Source organism: Stenotrophomonas lacuserhaii, from assembly GCF_039674585.1.
In the GTDB taxonomy this organism is placed as follows: domain Bacteria; phylum Pseudomonadota; class Gammaproteobacteria; order Xanthomonadales; family Xanthomonadaceae; genus Stenotrophomonas; species Stenotrophomonas pennii_A.
Map to the genome: position 1 here is coordinate 1 of NZ_JBDJNU010000054.1, position 22,653 is coordinate 22,653.

Annotated in this window: 27 protein-coding genes; 20 read left to right on the forward strand and 7 right to left on the reverse strand. The window is 65.7% G+C overall.

The window, feature by feature from the left end:
- Positions 1-132 precede the first annotated feature (132 nt).
- Genes ABE522_RS15955 through ABE522_RS15965 form a run of 3 tightly spaced genes read right to left on the reverse strand, consistent with a single transcriptional unit; the run spans position 133 to position 1,952 of the window.
- Positions 133-432: an EF-hand domain-containing protein gene (locus tag ABE522_RS15955; RefSeq protein WP_346592538.1), complete on the reverse strand. Its 300-nt coding sequence runs from the start codon at positions 430-432 to the stop codon at positions 133-135.
- A complete protein-coding gene (gene murA, locus ABE522_RS15960; protein WP_346592539.1) occupies positions 429-1,700 on the reverse strand; it encodes a UDP-N-acetylglucosamine 1-carboxyvinyltransferase in 1,272 nt (423 codons plus the stop codon). Before murA ends, ABE522_RS15955 begins: the two co-directional genes overlap by 4 nt.
- Positions 1,701-1,721: 21 nt before the next feature.
- Positions 1,722-1,952, reverse strand: a complete 231-nt coding sequence (locus ABE522_RS15965) for a BolA family protein (RefSeq protein WP_005408396.1) — start codon at positions 1,950-1,952, stop codon at positions 1,722-1,724.
- 53 nt (positions 1,953-2,005) lie between these two features.
- Between ABE522_RS15965 and ABE522_RS15970 the strand changes: the two genes are divergently transcribed.
- The 18 genes from ABE522_RS15970 (at position 2,006) to ABE522_RS16055 (ending at position 16,989) form a co-directional block, all read left to right on the forward strand.
- Positions 2,006-3,031 (forward strand): KpsF/GutQ family sugar-phosphate isomerase, encoded by a 1,026-nt coding sequence (locus tag ABE522_RS15970; protein WP_346592540.1) that lies wholly within the window; start codon positions 2,006-2,008, stop codon positions 3,029-3,031.
- Between the two features lie 61 nt (positions 3,032-3,092).
- Complete coding sequence (locus ABE522_RS15975) at positions 3,093-3,641, forward strand: KdsC family phosphatase (protein WP_346592541.1); 549 nt, start codon at positions 3,093-3,095, stop codon at positions 3,639-3,641.
- Complete coding sequence (lptC, locus tag ABE522_RS15980) at positions 3,638-4,198, forward strand: LPS export ABC transporter periplasmic protein LptC (protein WP_346592542.1); 561 nt, start codon at positions 3,638-3,640, stop codon at positions 4,196-4,198. The genes ABE522_RS15975 and lptC overlap by 4 nt, the downstream gene beginning before the upstream one ends.
- A 65-nt stretch (positions 4,199-4,263) precedes the next feature.
- On the forward strand, positions 4,264-4,773 hold the full coding sequence (gene lptA, locus ABE522_RS15985) for a lipopolysaccharide transport periplasmic protein LptA (RefSeq protein WP_346592543.1): 510 nt from the start codon (positions 4,264-4,266) through the stop codon (positions 4,771-4,773).
- Positions 4,773-5,492, forward strand: a complete 720-nt coding sequence (gene lptB / locus ABE522_RS15990; protein ID WP_346592544.1) for an LPS export ABC transporter ATP-binding protein — start codon at positions 4,773-4,775, stop codon at positions 5,490-5,492. The genes lptA and lptB overlap by 1 nt, the downstream gene beginning before the upstream one ends.
- A gap of 82 nt (positions 5,493-5,574) precedes the next feature.
- Positions 5,575-6,972 carry an RNA polymerase factor sigma-54 gene (locus ABE522_RS15995; RefSeq protein ID WP_406846380.1) on the forward strand — a complete coding sequence of 466 codons (1,398 nt, stop codon included), beginning with the start codon at positions 5,575-5,577 and terminating at the stop codon, positions 6,970-6,972.
- 54 nt (positions 6,973-7,026) lie between these two features.
- On the forward strand, positions 7,027-7,359 hold the full coding sequence (hpf, locus tag ABE522_RS16000; protein ID WP_346592546.1) for a ribosome hibernation-promoting factor, HPF/YfiA family: 333 nt from the start codon (positions 7,027-7,029) through the stop codon (positions 7,357-7,359).
- A gap of 21 nt (positions 7,360-7,380) precedes the next feature.
- A complete protein-coding gene (locus ABE522_RS16005) occupies positions 7,381-7,833 on the forward strand; it encodes a PTS sugar transporter subunit IIA (protein ID WP_346592547.1) in 453 nt (150 codons plus the stop codon).
- Positions 7,830-8,780, forward strand: coding sequence for an HPr(Ser) kinase/phosphatase (gene hprK, locus ABE522_RS16010; RefSeq protein WP_346592548.1), 951 nt, complete (start codon positions 7,830-7,832; stop codon positions 8,778-8,780). The genes ABE522_RS16005 and hprK overlap by 4 nt, the downstream gene beginning before the upstream one ends.
- 56 nt (positions 8,781-8,836) lie before the next feature.
- A complete protein-coding gene (rapZ, locus tag ABE522_RS16015) occupies positions 8,837-9,718 on the forward strand; it encodes an RNase adapter RapZ (RefSeq protein WP_346592549.1) in 882 nt (293 codons plus the stop codon).
- 159 nt (positions 9,719-9,877) lie between these two features.
- Complete coding sequence (locus ABE522_RS16020) at positions 9,878-10,270, forward strand: PTS sugar transporter subunit IIA (RefSeq protein WP_101100826.1); 393 nt, start codon at positions 9,878-9,880, stop codon at positions 10,268-10,270.
- Entirely contained in the window at positions 10,263-10,532 is a 270-nt protein-coding gene (locus ABE522_RS16025; protein WP_042614635.1) for an HPr family phosphocarrier protein, read from the forward strand. The genes ABE522_RS16020 and ABE522_RS16025 overlap by 8 nt, the downstream gene beginning before the upstream one ends.
- A 2-nt stretch (positions 10,533-10,534) precedes the next feature.
- On the forward strand, positions 10,535-12,292 hold the full coding sequence (ptsP, locus tag ABE522_RS16030; protein ID WP_346592550.1) for a phosphoenolpyruvate--protein phosphotransferase: 1,758 nt from the start codon (positions 10,535-10,537) through the stop codon (positions 12,290-12,292).
- A gap of 256 nt (positions 12,293-12,548) precedes the next feature.
- Positions 12,549-13,910, forward strand: coding sequence for a magnesium transporter (gene mgtE / locus ABE522_RS16035; protein ID WP_042614633.1), 1,362 nt, complete (start codon positions 12,549-12,551; stop codon positions 13,908-13,910).
- A gap of 12 nt (positions 13,911-13,922) precedes the next feature.
- Entirely contained in the window at positions 13,923-14,189 is a 267-nt protein-coding gene (locus ABE522_RS16040) for a hypothetical protein (protein ID WP_346592551.1), read from the forward strand.
- 70 nt (positions 14,190-14,259) lie between these two features.
- Positions 14,260-15,060 carry a carboxylesterase family protein gene (locus tag ABE522_RS16045; RefSeq protein ID WP_346592552.1) on the forward strand — a complete coding sequence of 267 codons (801 nt, stop codon included), beginning with the start codon at positions 14,260-14,262 and terminating at the stop codon, positions 15,058-15,060.
- Positions 15,061-15,094: 34 nt separating this feature from the next.
- Positions 15,095-16,114 carry a ParA family protein gene (locus ABE522_RS16050; RefSeq protein WP_346592553.1) on the forward strand — a complete coding sequence of 340 codons (1,020 nt, stop codon included), beginning with the start codon at positions 15,095-15,097 and terminating at the stop codon, positions 16,112-16,114.
- Positions 16,111-16,989: an SIR2 family protein gene (locus ABE522_RS16055; RefSeq protein ID WP_346592554.1), complete on the forward strand. Its 879-nt coding sequence runs from the start codon at positions 16,111-16,113 to the stop codon at positions 16,987-16,989. Before ABE522_RS16050 ends, ABE522_RS16055 begins: the two co-directional genes overlap by 4 nt.
- Positions 16,990-17,244: 255 nt before the next feature.
- On the opposite strand, the gene ABE522_RS16060 is transcribed toward ABE522_RS16055, so the two are convergent.
- From ABE522_RS16060 to ABE522_RS16070, 3 genes are read right to left on the reverse strand one after another with little or no spacing between them, the layout of a single operon-like run.
- Positions 17,245-18,195, reverse strand: coding sequence for an aspartate carbamoyltransferase catalytic subunit (locus ABE522_RS16060; protein WP_101100831.1), 951 nt, complete (start codon positions 18,193-18,195; stop codon positions 17,245-17,247).
- An 18-nt stretch (positions 18,196-18,213) separates the two neighbouring features.
- Complete coding sequence (gene ruvX, locus ABE522_RS16065) at positions 18,214-18,681, reverse strand: Holliday junction resolvase RuvX (RefSeq protein ID WP_042614628.1); 468 nt, start codon at positions 18,679-18,681, stop codon at positions 18,214-18,216.
- Entirely contained in the window at positions 18,674-19,240 is a 567-nt protein-coding gene (locus tag ABE522_RS16070; protein ID WP_346592555.1) for a YqgE/AlgH family protein, read from the reverse strand. Before ABE522_RS16070 ends, ruvX begins: the two co-directional genes overlap by 8 nt.
- 76 nt (positions 19,241-19,316) lie before the next feature.
- Between ABE522_RS16070 and ABE522_RS16075 the strand changes: the two genes are divergently transcribed.
- Both ABE522_RS16075 and ABE522_RS16080 read left to right on the forward strand, forming a co-directional pair.
- Positions 19,317-21,110, forward strand: coding sequence for a DUF4153 domain-containing protein (locus ABE522_RS16075; protein ID WP_346592556.1), 1,794 nt, complete (start codon positions 19,317-19,319; stop codon positions 21,108-21,110).
- On the forward strand, positions 21,107-21,640 hold the full coding sequence (locus ABE522_RS16080) for a DNA-3-methyladenine glycosylase I (protein ID WP_346592557.1): 534 nt from the start codon (positions 21,107-21,109) through the stop codon (positions 21,638-21,640). The genes ABE522_RS16075 and ABE522_RS16080 overlap by 4 nt, the downstream gene beginning before the upstream one ends.
- Before the next feature lie 143 nt (positions 21,641-21,783).
- Here the strand turns inward: ABE522_RS16080 and ABE522_RS16085 are convergent, their stop codons facing one another.
- Positions 21,784-22,491: a YitT family protein gene (locus ABE522_RS16085; RefSeq protein WP_346592558.1), complete on the reverse strand. Its 708-nt coding sequence runs from the start codon at positions 22,489-22,491 to the stop codon at positions 21,784-21,786.
- Between the last annotated feature and the right edge of the window lie 162 nt (positions 22,492-22,653).

The window sequence follows — 22,653 nt, forward strand, 5'->3', positions numbered from 1 at the left end:
ACTTCACATTCTTGGTTTTTCCTGTAGGTTGGGGTGGGGCGGCCCGGGGGCCGTTTTGGCTTGTGTTCACGCCCTGCGCCCGTCACTACCGGGCGTGTGTTGACGGCCAGCGGCCGTCACCCACCAAAAGCCTTATTCGGCCTGGAACACCGTGCGGCAGTCCACGCGGATCTGCTCGCCGGTGCTGCGCCACGCGAAGGTGCGGCATTCGCGGTTGCCGTCCTTGGTATCGGTCGCGCCCACCGCGTGGAAGGCCTGGATGATCTCGTCACGGGTGACCGTGCCATCGCCGTTCCAGTCCATGTCCTTCTGCTCCACGCCCTTGGTGATGGCGATGTCGGCGAACCAGGCGTAGCCCAGGTAAGCCAGCATCAGCAGCACCAGCGCCAGCAGCGCCTTGCGGCGGCGGGTGAACTTGCCGCGCAGGATCATTGCACGCGCCTGATGGTGGCACCGAGCGCGGACAGCTTCTCTTCGATGTTCTCGTAGCCGCGGTCGAGGTGGTAGATGCGGTCGATGGTGGTATCGCCATCGGCCATCAGGCCAGCCAGGATCAGCGAGGCCGACGCACGCAGGTCGGTCGCCATCACCGGCGCGCCGCTCAGGCGTTCGGCGCCGCGCACGATGGCCGTGTGGCCTTCCACCTGGATGTCCGCGCCCACGCGCAGCAGTTCGTTGACGTGCATGAAACGGTTCTCGAAGATCGTTTCGTTGATCACGCCCACGCCATCGGCTACGCAGTTGAGCGCCATGAACTGCGCCTGCATGTCGGTCGGGAACGCCGGGTACGGCGCGGTGGTCAGGTTCACGGCCTTCGGCCGCTTGCCCTGCATGTCCAGGGTGATGGTGTCTGCGGTGGTGCTGATGGTCGCACCGGCTTCGATCAGCTTGGACAGCACCGCTTCCATCGTGTCCGGGCGCGCGCGGTTGACCGTGATGCTGCCACCGGTCATCGCCGCGGCCACCAGGAAGGTGCCGGTTTCGATGCGGTCCGGCAGCACTTCATGACGGCCGCCGCCGAGCCGCGGCACGCCTTCGATCACCAGCCGGGCAGTACCCAGGCCTTCGATCTTCGCGCCCAGCGCGATCAGGCAATGCGCCAGGTCGGTGACTTCCGGTTCCATCGCGCAGTTGTCCAGCACGGTGGTGCCTTCGGCCAGTACCGCAGCCATCAGCACGTTCTCGGTGCCGGTCACGCTGACCATGTCGAAGGTGAAGTGACCGCCCTTCAAGCGCTCGGCGCTGGCCTTGATGAAGCCGTTCTCCACGACGATCTCGGCACCCAGCGCCTGCAGGCCCTTGATGTGCTGGTCCACCGGGCGCGAACCGATCGCGCAGCCGCCCGGCAGCGACACTTCGGCTTCGCCGAAGCGGGCCAGCAGCGGACCCAGCACCAGGATCGAGGCACGCATGGTGCGCACCAGTTCGTAGGGCGCCACGTGCTGGTTGACCGGGCGTGGATCGACCACGATCGCGCTGCCGCGCGACAGCGTGCCCTGGTCGATGGTCACCTTGGCGCCCAGTTCGCCCAGCAGCTTCACCGTGGTCACCACGTCGTGCAGGTGCGGCACGTTGGTGATTTCCACCGGCGCATCGGCCAGCAGGGTCGCGCACAGGATGGGCAGGACGGCGTTCTTGGCGCCGGAGATGCTTACTTCACCGTGCAGCGCATTGCCGCCGGTCACAACGATCTTGGCCATGTATCAGGGTCTTTTCCAGGTTCAGCCGGCTTCGGCCGGGGTCACGGTCTTCAGCGCCAGCGCATGGATCGCGCCGCCCATCAGATCGCCGAGGGTGGCATACACCATGCGGTGGCGGGCCAGCGGCATCTTGCCGGCGAAGGCCTCGCAGACCACGGTCGCTTCGAAGTGCACGCCATCGTCGCCCTGCACGTCGGCGCGGGCGCCCGGCAGGCCGGTTTCGATCAGATTGCGGATGGTGTCGGCGTCCAACAGGCTTTCCTAATAAAATGTCCGCACATTCTACTCTGCTGCGTGGCGCTCGCATGGCTGATCCCACCCTGCCCTTCCCTGCTGCCGGCCTGCCGGCCCGCCTTTCCGCCGACCCGGCCGCGCTGGTGGCCAGCGGCAAGCGCGTGTTCCAGATCGAACGCGAAGCCCTGGACGCGGTCGCCGCCGGGCTGGGCGAAGCGTTCCAGCAGGCCTGCCAGCACATTCTGTCCAGCCGCGGGCGGGTGGTGGCCACCGGCATGGGCAAGTCCGGGCACATCGCGCGCAAGATCGCCGCGACCCTGGCCTCCACCGGCACCCCGGCGTTCTACGTGCACCCGGGCGAGGCCGGCCACGGCGACCTGGGCATGATCACCGAAGCCGACGTGGTGCTGGCGCTGTCCTACTCCGGTGAGTCCGACGAGCTGCTGATGCTGCTGCCGGTGCTCAAGCGCCAGGGCAACCTGCTGATTTCCATGACCGGCAAGCCGCAGTCCAGCCTGGCCCGCGCCGCCGATGTCCACCTGGATGTCAGCGTGCCCGCCGAAGCCTGCCCGCTGGCGCTGGCACCGACCTCCAGCACCACGGCCTCGCTGGCGATGGGCGATGCGCTGGCGGTGGCCCTGCTGGATGCGCGCGGCTTCACCGCCGACGACTTCGCCCGGTCGCACCCGGCCGGCAGCCTCGGCCGCCGCCTGCTGCTGCACATCACCGATGTCATGCACAGCGGCGATGACCTGCCGCGCGTGGATGCCGGCGCCAGCCTCAGCGAGGCCCTGGTGGAGATGAGCCGCAAGCGCCTCGGCATGACCGCCGTGGTCGATGCGGATGGGGTGCTGATCGGCCTGTTCACCGATGGCGACCTGCGCCGGGCGCTGGACAGCGAACTGGACGTGCGCAGCGCGAAGATCGCCGAGGTGATGACCCGCAGCCCGCGTACCATCGGCGCCGACCAGCTCGCCGTGGAAGCGGCGCGACTGATGGAAACCCATAAAATCAATGGCCTGGTGGTGGTGGATGAGGCCGGACGCGCGGTCGGCGCACTGAACATTCATGACCTGTTGCGGGCCCGGGTGGTTTAACCGAACACTCCCTGCCCCCATTCATTCCTTACCGTACGACAAACCGGATACCTGCGAACCGATGCCCTGGTCCCCCCTGCCTGCCTTCCCTGCCCACCTGCATGCCGCGGCCGCGCGCATCCGCCTGGCGTGTTTCGACGTGGACGGCACGCTCACCGACGGTCAGCTTTACTACGACCGTGAAGGCAACGAGAGCAAGGCATATTTCGTGCAGGACGGCCTGGGACTGAAACTGCTGCAGAAGCACGGCATCCACCCCGTGCTCATCACCGCGCGCAACAGCCAGTCGGCGTTGAAGCGCGGCGCCGACCTGGGCATCGACACCCAGATCGCGGTCGGGGACAAGCTGGCCAGCGTGCAGGCGCTGTGCGTGCAGCACGGCATCACCCTGGACCAGGTGGCCTTCATGGGCGATGACCTGCCCGACCTGGCCCCGCTGTGCCATGTGGGACTGGCCGTAGCCCCGGCCAACGCACATCCGTGGATCGCCGAACGCGTGCACTGGCAGACCCGCGCCGAAGGGGGCCGCGGCGCCGCACGCGAGCTGTGCGACGTGCTGCTGGCCGCGCAGGGCCGCGTGGACGCCGTGCTTGCAGGGTTCGGCGCATGAACTGGCGCACCGCCATCGGCGCGACCCTGCTGGTCGTGGCCATCCTCAGCGGCTGGTCGCTGCTGCGCAACCGCGACAAGGGGCCGCAGGCCATCGTCGACGATGGCAGCGTGGACTACGTGCTGCACGACTTCCAGATCGTCATGCTGGACGATGAAGGCAAGGAATCGACCACGCTGCGCGCGCCGCGGCTGGAGCGCCTGCGTGCCGACCAGACCCTCACCATCGCCGCCCCGGTATTCGAAATGCCCGGCCAGGATGGCAACCACTGGACGATGCGTTCGGAAACCGGCTGGGTCAGCGCCAAGGGCGATGAAATGCGCCTGCGCGGCAACGTCGCCGGTGACAGCCCGACCGTGGGCAACACGCCGCCGACCACGTTCCGCACCACCCACCTCAACGTTTTCCCCAAGGAAAACCGCGCCCGTACCGATGCGCTGGTGACCATGACCCGCCCGGGCATGGAACAGAGCGGCGTCGGGTTCGAGCTGGATTCCAAGAACAACACGTATCATTTCCTCAGCCAGTCCAAGGGCCGCTACCTGCCCCGGCGATGACCCTGCGGCATGCTCCCTTTTTCCGCCTGGCGTGACCAGGCCACCCTCCGGCAGAAACGGACACGATGAAAATCCACCTTGCAGCCCTTTGTGCGCTCAGCCTGATGTTCCCGCTGCTGGCCAGCGCGAAATCCACCGACCGCAACGAACCGATGAACATCGATGCCGGTGCGCAGACCGGCACCCTCACCGGCGACGGCAAGACGCTGATGTCCGGCGGCGTGGTGATCACCCAGGGCTCGCTTGACCTGCGCGCGGCCAATGCCGAGATCCAGATCAAGGGCGGCGAAGCGGTGCGGGCGATCTTCACCGGCAAGCAGGCCACCATGCGCCAGCAGATGGACGATGGCACCTGGATGGATGCCACCGCCGACCGCATCGACTACGACATCACCAGCGAAATCATCACCCTGACCGGCAATTACAAGGTCACCAGCGCGCGCGGTACCAACGCCGGCCAGCGCATGGTCTACAACACCCGCAGCGGTGAAATGAACAGTGGTGGCGACGGCAGCCGCGTGCGCACCGTCATCCAGCCCAAGAACAAGGCGCCGGCCGCCGGGAGCGGCAAATAATGCTCGTCGCCAAGGGCCTGCGCAAGAGTTACAAGCAGCGCGAGGTGGTCAAGGACTTCGGCCTGACCCTGGAGGCCGGTGAAGTGGTCGGCCTGCTGGGCCCGAACGGTGCCGGCAAGACCACCTGTTTCTACATGATCGTCGGCCTGGTGGCCGCCGATGCCGGCAGCATCGTGCTGGACGGCAAGGACATCACCAGCGACCCCATGTACACCCGCGCCAAGCAGGGCGTGGGCTACCTGCCGCAGGAACCGTCGGTGTTCCGCAAGCTCACCGTGGCCGACAACATCCGGCTGGTGCTGGAACTGCGCGATGACCTGGACCGCGCCGGCCGCGAGCGCGAACTGGCCGGCCTGCTGGACGAACTGCAGCTGGGCCATGTCGCCGAACAGCAGGGCGCCAGCCTGTCCGGTGGCGAACGTCGCCGCTGCGAGATCGCCCGTGCCCTGGCCGCCCGGCCGCGCCTGATCCTGCTCGACGAACCGTTCGCCGGCGTCGACCCGATCTCGGTCGGCGAGATCCAGCGCATCGTCACCCACCTCAAGCAGCGTGGCATCGGCGTGCTGATCACCGACCACAACGTGCGCGAAACCTTGGGAATCTGCGACCGGGCGTATATCCTCGCTGAAGGTACGGTGCTGGCCCAGGGCGCGCCTGCGGACCTGCTGGAAAACGCAGATGTCCGCCGTGTCTACCTGGGAGATTCCTTCAAGCTGTGAAGGCGGCCGCCGGACCCTTCCTTTTACGTTGGGCGGTGGCATGAAGACGCGGTTGCAGACATCGCTGGGGCAGCACCTGGTCATGACGCCACAGCTGCGCCAGGCCATCCGGCTGTTGCAGATGTCCACCACCGAACTGGACGTGGAAATAGCCGAGGCGGTGGAAACCAATCCACTGCTGGACTGGGCGGAGAACGCCGAACCGGTGCCCGGCAGCGACCAGCCCAGCGAACAGCCCTCGCCCGACCAGCAGGTGCGCGACAGCGATGAGCGCACCGGCCCCGGCGACGATGACTGGGCACCGGCCGAACTGGACTGGAGCGGCGGTGCTGGCAGCGGCGGCTCCTTCGACGATGACGACCTGGGCAATGCTGCCGAGCGTGTCGCCGAGACCGAGACCCTGGCGGACCACCTGCTGTGGCAGCTGCATCTGTCGCCGCTGTCGGCGCGCGATCGCAACATCGGCGCGGCGTTGATCGATGCGATCGAAGACGACGGCTACCTGCGCGAGACCTTCTCCGGCATTGCCGAAACACTGCTGCCGGCCCTCCACGCCGGCGACGATGAAATCCTGACCGTGCTGCACCAGATCCAGCGCTTCGACCCGGTCGGCGTGGGCGCACGCGATCTGGGCGAATGCCTGCGCCTGCAGCTGGACGTGCTGCCGGCCGACACCCCGGCGCTGGCGCTGGCGCGGCAGATCACCGACGGCCCGCTGGAGCGGCTGCCACGCAGTGGCGTGGCCGGCATCGCCCAGGAACTGAAGCAGCCGGTCGCCGACGTGGAAGCGGCAGTGGCCTTGCTGCGCTCGCTGGATCCCCGCCCCGGCACCCAGATCGCCCCGGTCAGCCAGGACACCTATGTGGTGCCGGACGTGGTGATCTGGCGCCAGGCCGGCATATGGCGGGCCGCGCTGGCCGGCCATGCCGGCCCCAAGGTGATCATCCACCGCGGCTACGAAAGCATGATCCGCCGCTGCGGCGAAGCCGATGCCGGCTACCTGAAGACCCAGCTGCAGGAAGCGCGCTGGCTGCTCAAGGGCCTGGAAGCACGCGGCGAAACGCTGCTGCGGGTGGTCCAGTGCCTGCTGCAGCAGCAGGCGGGGTTCCTGGAATTCGGCGCGCAGGCGCTGCGTCCGTTGACCCTGCGCGAGATCGCCGGCGAACTGGGCCTGCACGAGTCCACCGTCTCGCGCGCCATCTCCCGCAAGCACGTACGCACCCCGCGCGGCACCATCGCGCTTCGCGCGTTCTTCGCCTCCGGCATCGATACCGAAGGCGGCGGCGAAGCCTCCAGCACGGCCATCCAGTCGATGATCCGGCGCTTGATCGACGACGAAAACCCGCGCAAGCCGCTTTCTGACGCCAAGCTGGCTGACCTGCTCAAGACATCCGGTATTCCGGTAGCGCGCCGGACCGTGGCGAAGTATCGTGAAGCCATGAACATTTCCGCCTCGCACGAAAGAGTCCGGATCGCCTGACGCACACCGCGCCCGGCGGAGAGGTTCATTGGCAAATCCAAAAGGAGAAACCCGATGCGCATTGAAACGTTTGGCAAAGACGTCGAAGTAACCCCCGCCCTGGAAAGGTACGTCGCAGACAAACTCGCCAGGGCCGGCAAGCACTTCGTCGGCGAACACTGCGAAACTCGGGTCACGTTGAAGCTGCAGAAGAACGAGCACCACGTCGATGCCACCGTGAACATCCCCGGCCAGACCCTGCACGCCGAGGCCAGTGGCCAGACCATGTACGCGGCGATCGACATCCTCGCCGACAAGGTGGACCGCCTGCTGACGTCGGAGAAAGAAAAGAAGCAGCAGAAGAAACAGCAGCACGTCCCCCTGCCATTGAGCGACAATGAAGTCTGATGACTTCACTTTCCCCCTGATATGCCCCTGACCGATCTGATGGCCGCCGTGCAGACCCAGGTCTGCGCGGCTGCCGACCGCGACAGTGTGCTGCTGGCAGCGGCCGAACTGCTGGCCTGCCGCCAGGCCAACACCGAACAGATCCACCGCAACCTGTGCGAGCGTGAAGCGCTTGGCAGCACCGCCATCGGTCACGGCATCGCCATTCCCCACGGTCGCGCGCCGGCGTTGGAACGCCCACGCGGCGCCCTGCTGAAACTGCTGCAACCGGTGGACTTCGGCGGTGATGAGCCGGTCGACCTGGTGTTCGCCATTGCCGTGCCGTCCCATTACACCCACCAGCACCTGATGCTGCTGTCCGAACTGGCCGAACTGTTCTCCGAGCCGGACATCCGCCAGGCGCTGCGTGATGCACCCGATGCCGCCGCGCTGCGCGCCATCATCGACCTCCCGCCACCGGCGAGTGCCGCATGAATACCAGCATCACCGCACGCGAACTGTTCGATCAACAACGCGACCGCCTCGCCCTGCGCTGGGTGGCCGGGCAGAAAGGCGAACGGCGCGAGCTTGAAGCCGGCAATACCGTATCGCGGCGTCCCTCGCTGGCCGGCTACCTCAACGCCATCTACCCCAACAAAGTGCAGATCCTCGGCACCGAGGAACTGACCTGGCTGGATTCGCTGGATTCCCGCCACCGATGGGAAACCATCGAGAAGATCATGCAGTCGCACCCGCTGGCGCTGGTCATCACCCGCAACCAGCCCTGCCCGGAAGACCTGCGCGCGGCCGCCGATGAATCGCACACGCCGCTGTGGCTGTCGCCCAAGCGCGGCCACGAACTGCTCAATCACCTTTCCTACCACCTGGCGCGCACGCTGGCGCCGCGGGTCATCCTGCATGGCGTGTTCATGGAGATCTACTCGATCGGCGTGCTGATCACCGGCGAAGCCGGTTCGGGCAAGAGCGAACTGGCGCTGGAACTGCTCAGCCGTGGCCATCGCCTGGTCGCCGACGATGCGCCGGAATTCACCCAGATCGCGCCGGACGTGCTCGACGGCACCTGCCCGGAGCTGCTGCAGGACCTGCTGGAAGTGCGTGGCCTGGGCGTGCTGAACGTGCGCGAGATGTTCGGTGACACAGCGGTAAAGAAGAACAAGTACCTTCGGCTGATCGTCCACCTGACCAAGCCGATGACCGAGCCCAGCGCCTATGGATACGAACGCCTGACCGGCGACTCCGGCACCCGCCACGTACTGGACCTGGACGTGCCGCTGATCACCCTGCCGGTGATGCCCGGCCGCAACCTGTCGGTGCTTACCGAAGCGGCCACCCGCCTGCATATCCTGCGCACCAAGGGAATCGATCCGGCCGCCATGTTCATCGCCCGCCACAGCAACCTGCTCGAACGCCGCACCCCGTAAGCCCGGTAGTGACGGCCGCTGGCCGTCAACCACCAGCCCCCAACAAAGAGTCCGCCATGAACCGCCCTGCCCCGTCCGCCCCGACCCTGATCATCATCAGCGGCCTGTCCGGCTCCGGAAAGTCCGTGGCCCTGAAGACCTTCGAGGACCAGGACTACTACTGCTCGGACAACCTGCCGATCGACCTGCTGCCGGCGTTCGTACGCGGCGTGCTGGGCGCCCCCGGCAGTGCCCCGCGGCGGCTGGCGGTTGGCATCGACGTGCGCGGCCAGAGCGACCTGGGCCAGCTCGAACAATGGCGGCAACTGGCCGACGAAGCCGGCGTGCGCGCGCAGCTGCTGTTCTTCGAAGCCAGCGACGAAACGGTGCTGAAGCGCTACGCCGACACCCGCCGACGCCACCCGCTGAGCCAGCTCGGCCTGTCGCTGCCCGAAGCGATTGCCCGCGAGCGCGAGCTGACCGCGCCGTTGCGCCGTGCCGCCGATGCGATCATCGATACCAGTGCGTTGAACGTGCACCAGCTGCGCCGCCGCATCGTCACCGAATACACGCTCGGGCACACCACCCCGTTGTCGCTGCTGTTCGAATCGTTCGCCTACAAGCGCGGCGTACCGGCGGAGGCCGACTTCGTGTTCGACGCCCGCGTGCTGCCCAACCCGCACTGGGATCCGGAACTGCGCCCGCTGAGCGGCCGCGAAGGTGGCGTGCGGGATTACCTGGAGGCGCAGCCGGAGGTGCAGCGCTACGTCGGCCAGCTGACCGATTTCCTGGACACCTGGCTGCCGAAGCTGGGCAACGACACCCGCAGCTACGTCACCGTGGCCTTCGGTTGCACCGGCGGCAAGCACCGTTCGGTCTTCCTGGCCGAGCGGCTCGCCCGGCATGCCCGCGAACAGGGCTGGCAGGACGTGGCCACCTACCACCGCGAACTCGACTGAAAAAAGGGGACGGAGGGGATTAAGTCGCATCCGACCCCTGGCGTGCCGGATGCGACTTAATCCCCTCCGTCCCCTTTTTGGTTCTGCAGATGAATACGGAACACTGAAGGGCTCTGCGCCCGCTATCGCAGCGTCATGCCGACCTGTTAACGTTCAAGCATGACCTGTGGCATTCTCCTCGTAACACATCCTGGCGTCGGATCGGCCCTACTTGAGGTGGCGACCCGGCTGCTGCGGCATCTGCCGCTGAAGACTGAAGCGTTCGACGTACCGTTCGATGCGGATCTGGACACCTTGCTCCCGCTCGCTTCGGCCGCCCTGCGGCGGGTGGACGGGGGCGACGGGGTGCTGATCCTGACCGACCTGTACGGTGCCAGCCCCAGCAACCTGGCCGCTCAACTGGCCAGGCTGGGAACGCCGGCGCGTCGGGTTGCCGCACTGAGCCTGCCGATGTTGTTGCGTGTGATGAATTATCCGGAACAGGGACTGGATCAACTGCCCGCCACTGCGGCGGCGGGCGCGCGCAATGGAGCGATAGTCGACGATGCTTGAGAAAGAACTCACCGTTACCAACCGCCTGGGCCTGCATGCCCGCGCCACGGCGAAGCTGGTGCAGGAGCTTGCACCCTTCCGCTGCAACGTGACCATGGCCGCCAAGGGCCGTGAGATCAACGCCAAGAGCATCATGGGCGTGATGCTGCTGGCCGCCGGCCAGGGCACCCCGGTCACCATCCGCATCAACGGCGAAGACGAACAGGCGGCGATGGATGCCGTGGTCTCGCTGTTCGAGCGCCGCTTCGACGAGGACAGCTGAGCATGCCGCGCGCCCGTGCTGGACTGGCACCCACCGGCCTGCGGCCGGTGCAGCTGCTGTCCGGCCACGGCGCGTCACGCGGTACGGCGCTGGGCCGCGCACGGGTGCGCCTGGCGCACGCGCTGGAAGTGGCCGAACAGCGCGTGGCGCCGCAGCACGTGGACAAGGAGCTCAAGCGCCTGCACGTCGCGCTGGATGCCGCGCGCAAGGAAATGCACGACCTGCGCCAGCGCCTGCAAGGTGCGCTGAACCAGGAAGCCGGCGAGTTCCTCGACCTGCACGCGCTGCTGCTGGACGATCCGGAACTACTGTTCGGGCTGGACGAGCTGATCCGCAGCGGCCCGTACAGCGCCGGCTATGCGCTGCGCCTGCAACGCGACCGCCTGGCCAAGGTCTTCGACGGCATGGACGATGCCTACCTGAAGAGCCGCATGGACGACCTGGACCATGTCATCGGGCGCATCCACGCGTTCCTGCAGCCGGTGCTGCCGCCGGCGGTGAAAGGCCTGGCCGGCGAAATCCTGGTCTGCGACAACATCGCCCCGTCGGAAATGGCCCAGCTGCAGTCCCAGGGCGTGGTGGCCATCGTCACCACCGCCGGCAGCGCGCTGTCGCACAGCGCGATCCTGGCCCGCAGCCTGCACCTTCCGCTGATCGTCAACGTGCCCGGGCTGCTGCAGAAAGTCAGCGATGGCGACGTGCTGATCGTGGATGCCAGCGATGGCAGCATCACCGTCAACCCGCAGGCCGAAAACCTGCGCGACTACCGCGTGCGGCTGAAGGAGCATGCGCGCGAACAGCGCGAGCTGGGTCGCCTGCGCAGCAAGCCCAGCCGCACCCGCGACCAGGTCGACATCGCCTTGCTGGCCAACGCCGAATCACTGGACGACGTCACCCAGGCGCATGCGTTCGGCGCGCAGGGACTGGGCCTGTATCGCACCGAATTCCTGTTCCTGCAGCGCAACGAGCTGCCGGACGAAGAAGAGCAGTTCCAGACCTACCGCGATGCCGCGCTGGGCATGGCCGGCCGGCTGGTGACCATCCGCACGCTGGACCTGGGCGCGGACAAGGCCGACCGCACCGGCCTGACCCTGAGCAACGAAGACAACCCGGCACTGGGCCTGCGTGGGGTACGGCTGTCGCTGGCGCGCCCGCTGGTGGCCGATACGCAGCTGCGCGCGATCCTGCGGGCCAGTGCCTACGGCAAGGTCCGCATCCTGATCCCGATGGTCAGCACGCGCGAAGAACTGCTGGCCGTACGCCGACGCATGACCCGGCTGACCGCCCAGCTGCGCGCCGAAGGCCACGCCGTCAATGAACGCGTGCCGCTGGGCGCGATGATCGAAGTACCGGCCGCCGCGTTCGCGCTGGAAAGCTTCATCGACCTGGTCGACTTCCTGTCCATCGGCACCAACGACCTGGTGCAGTACCTGCTGGCAGCCGACCGCAACAACGAGGCGCTCGGCGAGCTGTATTCGCCCCTGCATCCGGCCGTGCTGCGGCTGCTGAAGCTGGTGATCGAAACCGGCCAGCGCCACCGGATACCCGTGGCGGTATGCGGTGAAATCGCTGGTGACGCGCGCCTGACCCCGCTGCTGCTGGCACTCGGCCTGACCGAGTTCAGCCTGCATCCCGGCACGCTGCTCGAAGTGCGCCGCGCGATCCGCGACAGCGATCTCGGCGAACTACGCGCCCGCGCCCCGAAACTGCTCGCCGCCCGCGACCGCCGCAGCATCGAACGCTGGATCAACGACAACTGACCGGTAGTGACGGCCGCTGGCCGTCAAAACGGTAGTGACGGCCGCTGGCCGTCAAAACGGTAGTGACGGCCGCTGGCCGTCAAAGCACTATCTACGACCGCTGGTCCCCAGATGCGCAATGACGGCCAGCGGCCGTCACTACCGGCGCCGCGGCGCTACCGCACTGACACACACGCAGGCGATAATGACGCGCTGACCACCCCTGATGCCGCATCCTCTCCAGGATCGCAGCCTTTTCTTTCCTGCGGGAGTTCCGATGGCCGAGGCCGTACGCCACGACAAGACCGCGCGCCAGCTGCGCCTGCTTTCCGATGCGCTGGACAGTGGTCGACTGGGCCCGGTGCGTCGCCTGGTCAACACGCTGGCCCCGGCCGAAATCGGCAACCTGCTGGAGTCGCTTCCGCCCGGCAAGCGCGAGGTGGTCTGGGGCCTGGTGGACCCGGAAGACGACGGCGAGGTGCTGGTCCACGTCGGCGACGAGGTGCGCGAAAGCCTGCTGGCGGACATGGACCCGGACGAGATCATCGCCGCGGTCGAAGACCTGGACATCGATGACCTTGCGGACCTGGTCGAAGACCTGCCCGACACCGTCATCGACGAAGTCCTCAAGTCGATGGACCGCGAAAACCGCGAGCGGCTGGAACAGGTGTTGTCCTATCCCGAGGACAGCGCCGGCCGCCTGATGAACCCGGACGTGGTGACCGTGCGCGCCGACGTCAATGTCGACGTGGTGCTGCGCTACCTGCGCCTGCGCGGCGAACTGCCCGACCACACCGACCACCTGTTCGTGGTCAGCCGCCGGCATCAATATCTCGGACGGCTGTCGCTTGCGGCACTGGTGACCCACGAGGACACCACGCCGATCAACCGATTGATCGATGACGAGCAGCCGGCGATCGATGTCGGCGAAAGCGCCGATGAGGTGGCGCGGCAGTTCTCCGATCATGACTGGGTGTCCGCGCCGGTGGTGGATGACAACAACATCCTGCTCGGCCGCATCACCATCGATGACGTGGTGGATATCATCCGTTCGCAGGCCGAACATCAGGCGCTGGGCGCGGCCGGCCTGGATGAGGAAGAAGATCTGTTCTCGCCGATCAAGCGCGCCGTGCGCGGTCGCGTGGTCTGGCTGGGCATCAATCTGTGCACCGCCTTCCTGGCCGCCAGCGTGATCGGCCAGTTCGAACTGACCCTGCAGAAAGTGGTCGCGCTGGCGGTGCTGATGCCGATCGTCGCCGGCGTCGGTGGCAATGCCGCCGTGCAGGTGCTGACCCTGATGGTGCGCGGTATCGCGCTCGGCCAGGTGGGTCCCAGCAATGCCAGGATCCTGCTGTGGAAAGAACTGCGGGTGGCCATGATCAACGGCACCCTGATCGGTCTGCTGGTCGGCCTGATCGCCTTCGTCTGGTTCCACAGCTGGCTGCTGTCGATCGTCATCACCCTGGCCTTGATGATCAACTTCTGCGCCGCCGCCCTGGCCGGTGTGCTGTTGCCACTGATGCTCAAGCGCATGAACGTGGACCCGGCCGTGGCCGGCACCGTGGTGGTGACGGCGGTGACCGATGTCATGGGCTTCTTCAGCTTCCTTGGTCTGGCCACCCTCATCCTGCTGCACTGACCGGTACCGACGATGGCGACCACCGTAAACAACTATTTCCAGCCCGGCTGGCGCGACCAGCAGCACACCTGCGCAGCCTGCGAGTGGAAAGGCAGCTCGCGCGCGATGGTGATGGAACTGGCCGAGGACGTGACCGAGTACGACTGCCCGGTCTGCGAGAACCCGCTGCTGATCGTGGTACATCCGGATATCGACCAGGTGCAGGCCGCTGCTGCTGAAGGTAGTGAAGAAGCCCAGCAGCAGCTGGAGATCCTTGCCAGCTTTCCGCGCCCGGACTGATGCAGTGCACGATGCTGTCGGTGACATGGGCGGCTGGGATGGAAGCGTTTTCATCCTGTCAGGACCTGTCATGCATCGCCTGCTGCTGCGCTTCACCGTTGCCGCCACCCTGCTGATGTTGCTGGTCGGTTGTGCCACCACGCCGGACCCCACGGCTGGGCGGTTCGAATCGCGCAGCGTTACCGTGGACGGCCACGTGTCCCGCTATCAGGTGTTCGTGCCCGCCGACGCCGCGCGGGCAGCCGGGCCGTTGCCGGTGGTGCTGTTCCTGCATGGGTCCGGTGAGCGTGGCCGCGATGGCATGAAGCAGACCAAGGCGGGCATAGGCCCCTACCTGCGCGAGCACGCCAGCACCTTCCCGGCGCTGGTGGTGCTGCCACAGGTGCCCAACCGCCAGGAATGGGACGGCCTGAACAACCGCGTCGCCTTGGCGGCACTGGACGCCACGCTGGCCGAGTTCTCGGCGGATCCGTCGCGGCAGTACCTCACCGGCATGTCGATGGGCGGCTATGGCAGCTGGAACATCGCGCTTTCTGCGCCGGACCGGTTCGCTGCCATCGTGCCGGTATGTGGCGCGGTGATCGCCCCGCGCGAAGAACGCCAGACCCTGTTCGTCGCCGCTGTCGCCAACGAAGCAGACCCCTACGCCGCGCTGGCCCAGCGGCTGAAGAACGTGCCGGTATGGATGTTCCATGGTGCGAAAGATGATGTCGTGCTGCCCGACGATGACCGCAAGCTGCATGCCGCCTTCAAGGCCGCCGGTGCGGCCGATGCGCGCTATACCGAATATCCGGACGGCAACCACAACGCCTGGGACGCCACCTATGCCGACACCGCGATGTGGACCTGGCTGCTGGCGCAGAAGCGCTGATATGATCGGATGACTTCCTCGAAACTCAACTCACATGCATACCCTCTGCGTTTTCAACAATAAGGGCGGTGTCGGCAAGACAACCCTGCTATGCAATCTTGCAGCGTATTTCGCTTTGGTCGAGAAAAAGAAGGTCCTCGTTGTTGACGCCGATCCTCAATGCAACGCAACGGCGTACATGCTATCCGAGGCAAAAGTTGAAAAGCTCTATGCATCGACTACCGACGGAAGTACCATAAATTCGCTGATCACATCACTCAAAAAGTCCAAAGGATTTGGCTCTCCACCCGTGACCAAGAGTGCAGGCTTCGGCGTCGACATTGTCCCAGGCGATCCGAAATTCGCACTTGCGGAAGACTTCCTCTCTAAAGACTGGCTTGATGCAACCAATGGACAAGAGCGAGGCTTAAATACCACCTACTTTCTGAGGGCAATGCTGTCGTGGGCAAGAAGCCAAAAGTATGACTACGTTTTTTTCGACATCGGACCCTCGCTTGGCGCCATTAATCGCACAGTTCTGCTGGCTTGCGATTATTTCATCCTCCCTATGTCATCAGATATTTTCAGCCTTCGAGGGCTACAGAACATACAGATCGCAATTCAGGGCTGGCTAAAGGGCGTGGAGCGAGGCCTCGAAGTCTATGAAGAGGAAAACGATGGCCCGTTCCAGATGGAAGGCGGCGCAGCAACCTCCACCGATAAAATAAGATTCATCGGGTACGTCACACAGCAATACACAGCCAAAACGGTTGGCGGAAAAAAGCAACCTGTAAAGTCTTTTGAAAAAATTATTAAACGAATTGCGCCAGCCATTGAAAAGAACTTAATACTTCCATTAAATGATGGCGCGGAACTAAATTATAAACTTGGCGAGATTCCGTACTTCCAGAGCCTAGTCCCGATGTCACAGACCGCAGTAAAGCCCATCTTCGCGCTGAAATCAGCGGACGGGATAGTCGGCGCACATTTCGACAAAGTTAAAGAATTTCACCAGGTGATATCTGAGATTGCCCAGCATCTTGATGAAAACCTAGAAGAGGCTGACTGGGCATGAAGTGGCCTGAACCCTTGGTCGGCGATATCGCCGCACGCAGAGCAGTTCTTTTCTTGGGCGCCGGCGTTTCAATGAACTCTGTTGGCCAAGATGGAAGGTCGAGGCCGAAAAGCTGGCCGGGATTCTTGGAAGCCGGAGCTAAAAAGATTGGATCCGGCAAGTTAAAGATAGTGAAACAGATAAGAGAACTTATCGCGCGAAACGACCTACTGACAGCTTGCGAAGTAATTAAAATAAAACTTGGCGAAGAGGCATTTGCGAGCTTGATGATCGAAGAGTTTCAGACGCCCGGATTTCGTCACGCGGGCATTCACGAAACACTATGGTCACTCGATACAAGGATTACGATCACCCCTAACATAGACACCATATACGATACATTGGTGGCAGACAGAGGCAATAACACCGTCACAGTTAAGACCTACAAGGATCCGGATATTGCGCAGGCAATCCGGCGGCGCACCCCGTTACTTATAAAGAGCCACGGCACCATAGGCTCGCCGAATGCGTTGATTTTTACCCGCAGCGAGTATGCGAAAGCAAGAAATGAGCACAGGACATTCTATGAGCTCCTATATTCTTTACTTAGCACCCACACATTTCTTTTCGTGGGATGTGGGTTAGAAGATCCGGACATCAGATACCTGCTCGAAGACTACAAGTACCGTAACGCCCACACCTTGACGCATTTCTTCACGATACCGAAAGACCAATACGTGGCTGAGGTCAGGAATGTCTACTCAACTTCGTTGAATCTTAATTTTATTGAGTACTCTTCTACGGACAATCACCAACAACTCAAGGACGGATTGATTGAACTCAGCGGAAAAGTTGAGCTGGCTCGTCAGGAAATGGGCGCTAGAAGCTCTTGGTAGCCCAGTTGGAATCTCGCGTCTAGCCGACGTTTTCGACTCGCTCGTCATGCCAACCTCTTTGGGGCACGGCCACACTCACGCCGTCCCGGCTCGTATCTCCCCGGCAGCAAAAGCTGCAATCAAGCGCACTCATGACAGCGTCGTTGATCATCCTCGCCAACCCGGTGCGTGCCGGGCTGGCGTGTGCAATCGGGGAGTATCCGTTTGCGTGGTGCGTTTGGGGGGGCGATTGACGGCCAGCGGCCGTCACTACCTTCAGCCGAGCAACGTTTCCAGCACCGCCATGCGTACGGCGACGCCGTTGGCGACCTGGCGCAGCACCCACGACTGCGGGCCGTCGGCCACTTCGTCGGTGACTTCCACGCCGCGGTTGATCGGGCCGGGGTGCAGCACGGCGGCATCCTTGCCGGCACGGGCCAGGCGGGCGGCGTGCAGGCCGTACTGCTGGTGATACTGCTCCAGCGATGGCACCAGGCCTTCTTCCATGCGCTCGCGCTGCAGGCGCAGCATCATCAGTGCATCGACGCCTTCCAGCATTTCGTCGAAGTCCTGGCCGACCACGCAGCCCTTCAGCGTGTCATCGTCGGGCAGCAGCGACTGCGGGCCACACACGCGGATCTCGCCCACGCCCAGCGTGCGCAGCGCGTGCAGGTCGGTGCGGGCCACGCGCGAATGCTTTACGTCGCCGACGATCACCACCTTCATCTTCGAAAAATCACTGCCCTTGGCCATGCGCAGGGTCAGCATGTCCAGCAGGCCCTGGGTGGGGTGCGAACTGCGGCCGTCGCCGGCGTTGATCAACGCGGTGCCCTCGCCCGCCGCCGCGGCCAGCGCGGCCACCGCGCCATCGTCCGGATGGCGCACCACGAAGCCGCGCACCCCCATCGCTTCCAGGTTGCGCAGCGTGTCGGTCGCGGTTTCACCCTTGCGGGTGGACGAGGTGGACGCATCGAAGTTCAGAACGTCCGCGCCCAGCCGCTGCGCGGCCAGCTGGAACGAGCTGCGGGTGCGCGTGGACGGCTCGAAGAACAGCGTGCATACGGCCGAACCAGCCAGCACCGCGCGCTTGTTGCCGACCCGTCCCACTGCCGCATCGCGGATCTGGCCGGCGCGGTCCAGCAACTGCAGCAGGGTTTCGCGTGGCAGGCCCTGCAGGGTGAGCAGGTGGCGCAGGCGTCCGGATGAATCGAGTTGCGAGGCGGTCATGGGCAGGCGGTCGGCAGGTCAGGGAATGGGGGTGGCGTCGTCCGGTGAAGACAGCCAGCGGTCGATGATCACCGCGGCGGCCACAGCATCCAGGGCGGCGGCATCGCGGCGGCGCTTGCGCCCTTCGGCGCGTTCGACGGCGAACCGGCGCGCTGCTTCGACCGAACTGGAGCGCTCGTCGATCATCGCCACCGGCAGTTTGAAGCGTTCCCGCAGCTGGCGGGCAAAGCCCTGCGCGCGCTTGCGGTTGGGCTGGTCCTGGCCGTCCAGGGTAAGCGGGTCGCCCACCACCAGGCCGTCCGGGCTCCACTCCTTGATCAGGCGTTCCACCGCGCCCCAGTCCGGGCCGCTGCCGTGCACGTCGATCACCGCCACCGCGCGCCCATGCGCGGCGAAGGCACTGCCGATGGCCACGCCGATCCGGCGCGAGCCCACGTCGAAGCCGAGCACGGTGCCGTCGCGGCGGATGGCCGCCGGCTCAGACATGGCCGCTGTAATCGGTCAGCCGGAACAGGTCCACGCCGATGCGCGCGGCCGCACCCTGCCAGCGCTGCTCGAACGGGGTGCGGAACAGCAGGTCGGCGTCGGCCGGCACGGTCAGCCAGCTGTTGTCGGCCAGTTCGCCTTCCAGCTGGCCTTCGCCCCAGCCGGCGCAACCCAGCGTGACCAGGGCATTGGCCGGGCCTTCGCCGCGCGCCATCGCTTCCAGGATGTCGCGCGAGGTGGTCAGGTACACGCCGTCGCCGACCAGCAGGCTGGACTCCCACGGACGGGCGTCATCATGGATGACGAAGCCCCGTTCGGGGTGCACCGGCCCGCCGTTGAGCACCGGTTGCTGGCGCAGTTCGTCGTCATCGGTGGTGATGTCCATCTGCGCCAGCACTTCACCGATGGTGTAGTCCGACGGCTGGTTCACCAGCACGCCCATGGAGCCGTTCTGGTCGTGCTGGCAGATCAGCGCGACGCTGCGGGCGAAGGGCTCGTCGGCCAAGGAGGGCAGCGCGACCAGCAGATGATGGGCAAGGGAAGTCGAAATCTCGGACATGGCTGCATTCTAACCGCTGGGCCGTGTGCAGGCGCGTGAGACGGTAGGATGGCGGGCATTGCGCAAGGAGCCTGTGATGCCCACCAGCACGACGCTGCCCCCGTCCACCCGAAGTGCCATCGTGTTGATCGCCCTGCTGCAGGGCCTGCTGCTTTACCTGGCACAGCAGCTTGATGGCAGCTGGCCGCTGCAGGACGTCGGCTCGCGCTACCGCTGGTATGCGTGGGTGCTCAGCGTGCCCAGCGCCATCGCGCTGACCGTGGTGGACCTGCGTGACCGCCGGCTGTGGCTGCACGCGCTGCTGGCGTCGGTGGTGGTGCTGGGGCTGGCCAGCTGGATCGGCTGGAACCTGGAAGGAGAAGCCGGCCTGCGCTCGGAACCGCTGCGCATGCCGTTCTCGCTGGCGATGGCGATCGCTACCTTCATCAGCCTGCCGTGGTGGCAGCACCGCCTGCAGCACGGCCACTGGCGCGCCAGCTACGATGCGCTGTTCGAACGCGCCTGGCAGAACGGCCTGACCCTGGCGCTGGCGCTGCTGTTCACCGGCCTGACCTGGTTGCTGCTGTGGTTGTGGGCGTCGCTGTTCGGCCTGCTGAAGATCACCTTCTTCACCGAATTGTTCCGCCAGGATGCCTTCATCGCGCTGGCCACCGGCACCCTGGCCGGCTTCGGCATCCTGATCGGGCGCACCCAGCAACGCGCCATCCAGATCACCCGCCAGGTGCTGTTCGCGGTGTGCCGGGGGCTGCTGCCGCTGCTGTCCTTCATCACCGTCATCTTCACCCTGAGCCTGCCGTTCACCGGTTTGCAGCCGCTGTGGGAAACCCGCTCGGCCGCCTCGCTGCTGCTGGTGCTGGCGCTGCTGCTGGTCACCTTCACCAACGCGGTGTACCAGCATGACAACGACCAGCCGCCCTACCCGCGCTGGCTGCGCCGGCTGGTGGAAGCCAGCCTGTTGGCGCTGCCGGTGCTGTCCGCCCTGGCGCTGTACGCGGTGTGGCTGCGCATCGGCCAGTACGGCTGGACTCTGGAGCGTTTCTGGGCGTTGCTGATCGCGGTGCTGGTGACCGGCTATGCGCTCGGCTATGCCTTGGCCCCGTTCGGCCGCGGGCGCTGGCTGCAGCGGTTGGAGCCGGCCAACCGGATCATGTGCTGGGGGGTGCTGGGCGCGGCGCTGCTGGCCAGTTCGCCGCTGTTGGACCCGGTACGGATCACCGTCGCCAGCCAGCAGGCACGGCTGCTGGCCAACCCTGATGGCATCACCACGGCGGACGCGATGATGCTGCGCTTCGACCTGGGCCGGCGCGGCGTGGCGACCCTGCGCGACCTGCAGCAGGATCCGCGTTTCACTGCCGATGCGCGGGCGGCCAGCGTGGCCACCCAGGCCTTGGCGCGCACCGCGTACTGGGGCGGCGGGGAGCAGGTGATCGACGACGGCATCCGCGACCTGGCCGCGCTGCGCAAGCGGCTGGTGCTGGCCGAAGGCTCCGCCACGCCCCCGGACAGCTGGTGGGACGCGATGGTGGCGCGCAAGGTGGAGACCGGAAGCTGCCTGGACATCGAATCACGCTGCGTTGCCACTGCCCGCGATTTCGACGGGGACGGACACGCGGACGTGCTGCTGTGCGCCTTGATGGAAGGATCCGGGGCGTACTGCCAGCTGCATGCGCAGGGTGCGCACGGCTGGTGGACAGTGGGATCGTACGGCTTCCCGCGCGGTGATTCGGCCGCTGAAACCGCACGTATCCACGACGCCGTGCGCACTGGAAGGTTGACCCTGAAACCGCCGCGCTGGCCGGAAATCTCGTTGGACGACGGCGCCCCGTCCAGCATCGGCAACCTGTCCAGGGAACCCACGGAAACCCCATGAGCGGATACTGCAGCATCGCCCCGGGCCACCCGGTGCACGGGCATTACCACGACCACGAATACGGCTTCCCGCAACGCGAAGAAGCCGAGTTGTTCGAGCGCCTGTTATTGGAAATCAACCAGGCCGGGCTGAGCTGGGAAACCATCCTGAAGAAGCGCGAAGGCTTCCGCCGCGCCTACGATGGCTTCAACGTGGACGCCGTGGCCGCGTACACGCAGCCGGACATCGACCGCCTGCTGGGCGACGCCGGCGTCATCCGCAACCAGCTGAAAGTGCTGGCTGCCATCCACAACGCGCAGGTCATCCAGGGCCTGCGCGCCAGCCACGGCGGCTTCGTGGAATGGCTGGACGCGCACCACCCGCTGGACAAAGCCGGCTGGGTGAAACTGTTCAAGAAGACCTTCCGGTTTACCGGCGGGGAGATCACCGGCGAATTCCTGATGAGCCTGGGCTACCTGAAAGGCGCCCACGCCGACGACTGCCCGGTGCAGCAGCGGATCCTGCGACTGAAACCGGCCTGGTCCCGGTAACGTTGACGGCCAGCGGCCGTCACTACCCCGGCAGCACAACCCGCCGGTAGCGCCGAGCCATGCTCGGCGGCCTTTCGCCTGGAACCGCGACCCACCCGGTAGCGACGGCCGCTGGCCGTCAGGCTCCCCGCGCGGTCGTTGCCTCAGACGCCCATGTACCGGCCCGGGCGGTGGTTGAACATCAGCACCAGGCTCAGCACCACCGCGCCGATGGCCGAATACATCACCTGGATCGGCGACAGCACGCTGAACGCCACCAGCATCAGCATCGCATCGAAGCTCATCTGCACCTTGCCGGCGCTCCAGCCACGCGTGCGCTGCAGGTACACCGCCAGGATGCCGATGCCGCCCAGGCTGGCGCGGTGGCGGATGAAGAACAGGATGCCCAGCCCGGCCAGCGCGCCGCCCACCAGTGCCGAATACAGCGGCGCGATATGCGCAAAATCCGCCCAGCGCGGCAGCAGGTCGGTCAGGACGCCGCAGGCGGTGACCGCCGCGAAGGTCTTCAGGGTGAACTCCCAGCCCATCCGGCGCACGCCCACCCAGTAGAACGGCAGGTTGACCAGCACGAACACCAAGCCGAAGTTCCAACCGGCGGCGTAATGGATCAGGAAGGCCAGCCCGGCCATGCCGCCGATCATCAGCCCGCCCTTGGCGAAGATGGCCAGGCCAAGCGAGGCCACCAGCGTGGCCAGCACCATACCCTGCACGTCTTCGGCATGGGAATGGCGCAACGCGCGGTCGTCCTGCGGGGTGCCGGCGATGTCCGGCGGCGGCGTCAGCGGGCCAGCGGTGACGAGGTGGCCGTCAGCGTCGTCGCACGGCGCGGGGCCATGGGAATGGAGGGACATGAGCGTGGGGTGTCGCGGTGGGGAGTCGTATTAGACACGATCCCGATGACAGTTGCAGGTGAAATCATTCAGCTGGAGACGGACGGCGGACGTTCGGTGGGTGACGACCGTTGGGCGTCACGCTTCTTAGGCCCAGCCCGAGCGTGACGCCCAACGGTCGGC

Bases quoted from the DNA above. Each gene is read 5' to 3' on its own strand.
- murA (WP_346592539.1), bottom strand. From the start codon at position 1,700: ATGGCCAAGATCGTTGTGACCGGCGGCAATGCGCTGCACGGTGAAGTA.
- ABE522_RS16055 (WP_346592554.1), top strand. From the start codon at position 16,111: ATGAAGTGGCCTGAACCCTTGGTCGGCGATATCGCCGCACGCAGAGCA.
- ruvX (WP_042614628.1), bottom strand. From the start codon at position 18,681: ATGTCTGAGCCGGCGGCCATCCGCCGCGACGGCACCGTGCTCGGCTTC.
- ABE522_RS16085 (WP_346592558.1), bottom strand. From the start codon at position 22,491: ATGTCCCTCCATTCCCATGGCCCCGCGCCGTGCGACGACGCTGACGGC.
- lptB (WP_346592544.1), top strand. From the start codon at position 4,773: ATGCTCGTCGCCAAGGGCCTGCGCAAGAGTTACAAGCAGCGCGAGGTG.
- ABE522_RS15970 (WP_346592540.1), top strand. From the start codon at position 2,006: ATGGCTGATCCCACCCTGCCCTTCCCTGCTGCCGGCCTGCCGGCCCGC.
- ptsP (WP_346592550.1), top strand. From the start codon at position 10,535: ATGCCGCGCGCCCGTGCTGGACTGGCACCCACCGGCCTGCGGCCGGTG.
- ABE522_RS16020 (WP_101100826.1), top strand. From the start codon at position 9,878: ATGACCTGTGGCATTCTCCTCGTAACACATCCTGGCGTCGGATCGGCC.
- ABE522_RS16075 (WP_346592556.1), top strand. From the start codon at position 19,317: ATGCCCACCAGCACGACGCTGCCCCCGTCCACCCGAAGTGCCATCGTG.
- ABE522_RS15975 (WP_346592541.1), top strand. From the start codon at position 3,093: ATGCCCTGGTCCCCCCTGCCTGCCTTCCCTGCCCACCTGCATGCCGCG.
- ABE522_RS15955 (WP_346592538.1), bottom strand. From the start codon at position 432: ATGATCCTGCGCGGCAAGTTCACCCGCCGCCGCAAGGCGCTGCTGGCG.
- lptA (WP_346592543.1), top strand. From the start codon at position 4,264: ATGAAAATCCACCTTGCAGCCCTTTGTGCGCTCAGCCTGATGTTCCCG.
- ABE522_RS16070 (WP_346592555.1), bottom strand. From the start codon at position 19,240: ATGTCCGAGATTTCGACTTCCCTTGCCCATCATCTGCTGGTCGCGCTG.
- ABE522_RS16045 (WP_346592552.1), top strand. From the start codon at position 14,260: ATGCATCGCCTGCTGCTGCGCTTCACCGTTGCCGCCACCCTGCTGATG.
- ABE522_RS16080 (WP_346592557.1), top strand. From the start codon at position 21,107: ATGAGCGGATACTGCAGCATCGCCCCGGGCCACCCGGTGCACGGGCAT.
- hpf (WP_346592546.1), top strand. From the start codon at position 7,027: ATGCGCATTGAAACGTTTGGCAAAGACGTCGAAGTAACCCCCGCCCTG.
- ABE522_RS16050 (WP_346592553.1), top strand. From the start codon at position 15,095: ATGCATACCCTCTGCGTTTTCAACAATAAGGGCGGTGTCGGCAAGACA.
- rapZ (WP_346592549.1), top strand. From the start codon at position 8,837: ATGAACCGCCCTGCCCCGTCCGCCCCGACCCTGATCATCATCAGCGGC.
- ABE522_RS16060 (WP_101100831.1), bottom strand. From the start codon at position 18,195: ATGACCGCCTCGCAACTCGATTCATCCGGACGCCTGCGCCACCTGCTC.
- mgtE (WP_042614633.1), top strand. From the start codon at position 12,549: ATGGCCGAGGCCGTACGCCACGACAAGACCGCGCGCCAGCTGCGCCTG.
- ABE522_RS16005 (WP_346592547.1), top strand. From the start codon at position 7,381: ATGCCCCTGACCGATCTGATGGCCGCCGTGCAGACCCAGGTCTGCGCG.
- hprK (WP_346592548.1), top strand. From the start codon at position 7,830: ATGAATACCAGCATCACCGCACGCGAACTGTTCGATCAACAACGCGAC.
- ABE522_RS16025 (WP_042614635.1), top strand. From the start codon at position 10,263: ATGCTTGAGAAAGAACTCACCGTTACCAACCGCCTGGGCCTGCATGCC.
- ABE522_RS15995 (WP_406846380.1), top strand. From the start codon at position 5,575: ATGACGCCACAGCTGCGCCAGGCCATCCGGCTGTTGCAGATGTCCACC.
- lptC (WP_346592542.1), top strand. From the start codon at position 3,638: ATGAACTGGCGCACCGCCATCGGCGCGACCCTGCTGGTCGTGGCCATC.
- ABE522_RS16040 (WP_346592551.1), top strand. From the start codon at position 13,923: ATGGCGACCACCGTAAACAACTATTTCCAGCCCGGCTGGCGCGACCAG.